The organism is Paraburkholderia sp. CI2 (genome assembly GCF_014201055.1).
Taxonomy (GTDB): domain Bacteria; phylum Pseudomonadota; class Gammaproteobacteria; order Burkholderiales; family Burkholderiaceae; genus Paraburkholderia; species Paraburkholderia tuberum.
In genome coordinates this window covers 1-2946 of the sequence record NZ_JACHDL010000061.1, presented here as the reverse complement: position 1 = coordinate 2946, position 2946 = coordinate 1, and the positions used below count along the sequence as shown (strand labels likewise).

General features: G+C 58.8%; 3 protein-coding genes. All 3 read right to left on the bottom strand.

Going from position 1 to position 2946, the window contains the following annotated elements; genetic code table 11:
- Positions 1-363: 363 nt before the first annotated feature.
- Complete coding sequence (locus tag HDG32_RS36955) at positions 364-486, bottom strand: YkvA family protein (RefSeq protein ID WP_260336731.1); 123 nt, start codon at positions 484-486, stop codon at positions 364-366.
- A gap of 86 nt (positions 487-572) precedes the next feature.
- Positions 573-1649: an AI-2E family transporter gene (locus tag HDG32_RS35860; RefSeq protein ID WP_184025568.1), complete on the bottom strand. Its 1077-nt coding sequence runs from the start codon at positions 1647-1649 to the stop codon at positions 573-575.
- A 168-nt stretch (positions 1650-1817) separates the two neighbouring features.
- Entirely contained in the window at positions 1818-2687 is an 870-nt protein-coding gene (htpX, locus tag HDG32_RS35855; protein WP_184074564.1) for a protease HtpX, read from the bottom strand.
- Between the last annotated feature and the right edge of the window lie 259 nt (positions 2688-2946).

Sequence of the window (2946 nt, the reverse complement as noted above, 5' to 3'; positions counted from 1 at the left end):
TCTCGCTGTAGTAAATCCGGCGTCGCTGTTTCATCTGCAACACTCCCACTGCTTGCGCAGTCTTCAGTGTGTTGCATCCACCGGTTGAATCCGCCTGGCTTGACCGGACATTCAACCGATTGCTACGTCAGCTGTCGCACAACGTGCGAGGCGTGCGACCAGTTCAGCGAGCAAGCCAACGCCACAGCAGCCAGGCGCCGAGTGCCCAGATAGCCAAAATTGTCGCGAGACCGACTATGCTTCTTGGCTTTACCGGTTGTCAGTTAGCCAGCCTTCGGCCTTTCCGCGATTGTCTTGGATAGACAGCCTTCGGGATGAGACGCAAGCAAAGCCAGACTCCAGGCGGCACGACGACCAGATCTGTCAGATGCCGAGGACGTGTATGAAGTCGGGAATAAGGTCGACAGGGCTGAACGCATATGCCACCGTTGCCAATGCGAGAAATTTCGCAAGCAACGGCGTGGCCGGATCGCGACTGGCGAACATAAGCGTGACTAAATCTCGCTTTAGCCGCGTTGCCCAAGCCGTGAGTGATTGCAGCAAGCAGTTGATCACTTCAGCAGTGCGTTGGGCTAGCCTTGTGTTCCAGTGCCCACGGTTGCCTGTTCCTCCAGCCACCCACGCCACACTGCCATCAGGACCGCCAGGATGACGGGACCTACAAACAGTCCTACCAGGCCGAAGGCCGCAAGCCCGCCCAACACACCGAACACGACCAGAAGAAACGGTATCCGGGTAGCGCTGCTGATCACGAGCGGACGAATCAGGTTGTCCACCCAGCTAACGACCAGTGCGCCCCAGAGTAAAAGACCGACCCCGGCTATCGTTTTTCCTGTGACGAGGAGCCATACACCGATCGATCCCCATACGAACGGCGTGCCAAAGGGTATCAACGCGATCAGCACCGTAAACGCAGCCAGCAACACCGGCGCCTGCATTCCGGCAACCCAGTAACCCAAGCCGGCAAGCGCGCCCTGCGCCAGTGCCGTCAGCACGAGCCCGTAGACGACCGCCTTGGTCGTTCCGCCGATAGAAGCGAGATAGGCGTCCAGGCGATCGCCCAGAAAACGCCGTAGTATGCGGCGCACTTGATCCAACGCGCTTTCGCCGTCCCGGTACATAAAAAACAGCGTCAGCAAGGCAAAACCCAATTTCGTCGCATTGCGACCCACGCCGCCGACTAACTGGCCGACCTCCCCGGTCCACTGCCGGCCCCACTCAGCGATTTGCGCGCGCAAAGCCATCGGATCGGCCGATACTTGATTCAGTAGATCCTGCAGCCACAGCCCGAGCCACGGGACGCGCGCAATCAATTCCGGCAGTTTGTGCGGCCCATTGGCGAGGTAGCTGGCGACGGTCTGGTAGGCCGCGGTCAGTTCGTCACGCAGCAGCACGATCAGCCAGATTGACGGCAGAATGAACGCCACCGAGAGAATGATCGTCATCAGCATCGCGCTGCCGGTGGCGTTCCCGCGCATAAGCGAGCGCAAGCGGCGATAAGCGGGCCAGGTCACGTAGGCAAAGATGGTGGCCCAGGCCACTGGCACCAGGAACAGGTGCAGCACTACGTAGCTCAGCACTACGAGCCCGCCAAGAAGAAATGCAAGGATGATGCGCTTGACCAGGGACATCTGATAGCTCTCGTCCATGAACGCCTTCCCTTTAGATACGCTGAGAATTTGCGGGCGCGCCGGTGCTTCCGCCCGCCGTGGCACGTGGTCGTTACAGGAAGCCCCATACCGGCCCGCGCCTGAGCACCCCCTGTCTAAACGTCGACGTCGCATGTTGGAATGCCGCGCGCAGCCCTGCTTTACTGACTACCCGCTGCTTTGCAGCACAGCAATACGCCTGTCGATCGGTGGGTGCGTGGAGAAGAGCCCGAGCCACCCCGGCTTGTCGGTGATGCCGGATGCCTTGAAGGATTGCGGAAGTTCGCCGGGTGCAAGTCCACCCAGGCGGGCCAGCGCATTGATCATCGGTCGCGGAGAAGCCAGCAGTTGCGCAGAGCCCGCATCAGCGCGGAACTCGCGCCGGCGCGAGAAGTACGCGACGATCACCGAAGCGAGAATGCCGAAAATAATCTCGCAAACAATAACGGTAATGTAGAACCCGGGACCGACACCGCGTTCGGTACGAAACAAGGTCTTGTCCACGAAGTACCCGACCACACGGGCCAAGAAAATCACGAAGGTATTCACCACGCCCTGAATGAGCGTCAAGGTGACCATGTCGCCGTTGCTCACGTGCGAAATCTCATGGGCAAGGACAGCCTCCACTTCCTCCTTGTTCATCGATTGCAGCAATCCGGTGGAGACAGCCACCAGGGCTGAATTCTTGAAAGCCCCTGTGGCGAACGCGTTCGGTGCGCCTTCAAAAATGGCGACTTCCGGCATACGAATGCGAGCACGCTGCGCGAGCTCCCGTACAGTGTCGATCAGCCATTGCTCAGTCGAATCGCGCGGCGGATCGATGACACGCGCCCCGGTTGCCCATTTCGCCATCGGTTTGGAGATAAGCAGCGAAATGATGGAACCGGCGAAGCCGATCACCAGCGAGAACACGAACAGCGCATTGAAGTCGAGCCCGCTCCCGGTCAAGAAGCGGCCGACGCCCAACACATTCATTACTATCGAAAGCACCAACACCACCGCGAGGTTGGTGGCGAGGAACAGCAAAATTCTTTTCATTCACAAGTCTCCTGTGGAAACTGGCTGAATGACTGCGGTGACATAAAACCCTCAACTCTCCTTTGACACCGGATAACCGAAAGGTTTATGTAATATTTCTATTTCAGCACAAGACGTTTGCTATCTGGCTTCATAGGAATTCGCGCGTACCTTGTTCATCGCCCGTAAACGGCATCAAAATCACGGGGACCCCGAGTCGCGATGCGCGCCTGCTGCCTGCGGATGATCGAACGCGCCGCGCGGGCCAGCGCGAGATCGA

Bases quoted from the DNA above. Each gene is read 5' to 3' on its own strand.
- htpX (WP_184074564.1), bottom strand. From the start codon at position 2,687: ATGAAAAGAATTTTGCTGTTCCTCGCCACCAACCTCGCGGTGGTGTTG.
- HDG32_RS36955 (WP_260336731.1), bottom strand. From the start codon at position 486: ATGTTCGCCAGTCGCGATCCGGCCACGCCGTTGCTTGCGAAATTTCTC.
- HDG32_RS35860 (WP_184025568.1), bottom strand. From the start codon at position 1,649: ATGGACGAGAGCTATCAGATGTCCCTGGTCAAGCGCATCATCCTTGCA.